Origin of the sequence: Candidatus Infernicultor aquiphilus, assembly GCF_002784285.1 — a bacterium.
Classification (GTDB): domain Bacteria; phylum Atribacterota; class Phoenicimicrobiia; order Phoenicimicrobiales; family Phoenicimicrobiaceae; genus Infernicultor; species Infernicultor aquiphilus.
Window position 1 is genome coordinate 1 of the sequence record NZ_PFKO01000152.1, and the last position, 1,067, is coordinate 1,067.

3 protein-coding genes are annotated in these 1,067 nt (G+C 35.2%); 2 read left to right on the forward strand and 1 reads right to left on the reverse strand.

What is annotated here, in order from left to right:
• Together COZ07_RS04215 and COZ07_RS04220 are read left to right on the forward strand one after the other, a co-directional pair.
• Positions 1 to 368: RidA family protein (locus tag COZ07_RS04215; RefSeq protein ID WP_406607337.1), on the forward strand; the 368-nt coding region annotated here is incomplete at its 5' end.
• A 15-nt stretch (positions 369 to 383) separates the two neighbouring features.
• Complete coding sequence (locus COZ07_RS04220; RefSeq protein ID WP_406607338.1) at positions 384 to 677, forward strand: hypothetical protein; 294 nt, start codon at positions 384 to 386, stop codon at positions 675 to 677.
• Between the two features lie 181 nt (positions 678 to 858).
• Here the strand turns inward: COZ07_RS04220 and COZ07_RS04225 are convergent.
• A partial coding sequence (locus tag COZ07_RS04225; protein WP_406607339.1) for a hypothetical protein occupies positions 859 to 1,067 on the reverse strand: 209 nt, incomplete at its 5' end.

Below are 1,067 nucleotides of genomic sequence, written 5' to 3' on the forward strand. Positions count from 1 at the left end.
CGCAAAAAGCGCCTTTAGCTATCGGCCCATATTCCCAAGCAATAAGAGCAGAAATTTTATTGTTTCTTTCTGGTCAGATTTCTATAAATCCAGAAACTAATGAATTTATTGATGGCGATATTGAAATACAAACCGAGCAGGTATTAAAGAATATAGAAGCGATCTTAAAAGCCGGTAGTAGTTCGTTAGAAGATGTAGTAAAAGTTACCATATATCTACAAGATATAAAGGATTTTGCTTTAGTAAATAAGATATATAGTAAATATTTTGAAAAGAGTTTACCAGCTCGTTCTTGTGTTGAAGTATCAAATCTTCCCAAGAATGCGAAACTAGAAATTGATGCTATTGCAATAAAAAATGGTAACTAGAAAACACCTAATATCGTGGATAATGCCTGGGGTCTTCCCTTTATAGGAACTGATCTTAGAAAAACCAATGCTGATGTGATGTTATATAGCATGGATAAAGCTGTTGGTGCACCAACAGCAGGTCTAATTATTGGGAAGGAAGAAGTAATGGTGCCTCTTCGTAGGGCTTTAGGAGTACATGGTGATAGATGGGGAACAGGCACCTCTCATGGAAAAGCTGCCTATGTTACTATCGATCCTGGGAAAGAAGCTTTAGTTGGGGTGATTGCTGCTCTTAAGGTTTTAAGGGATAAAACCAGAAAGAGTTAAAAAACCAGTAGATGATTTATATCAAATAGTTAAAAAAGAATTTTCGCAAATTAATCCAAAAATAAAAAACTAATTCTTAATTTCAAAATCTTATAATTCTGGAGAAGTTGAGATAAATTATGAAAAAAGCTGGTAATAGGTAAGTTTTTCCAAAAAATTTACAATCGATATTACAGGATTATTACGGTGCCGAGGCTAAACCTCGGCTTTTTAAATTCATGGCGGCCTTATCTTTGGCAATTCCGTAAATGAAGTTAAAGGCTTTACTGATAAAGCCAGTGAAATATTTGATGGTTCGATACCATTCAAGATGCCGGTCTGAATAATACTCATCATTACCGCATGGTTGGAAGCCCCCAAAGCTGAACGGTTGCCAAAAGTTATCTTTCT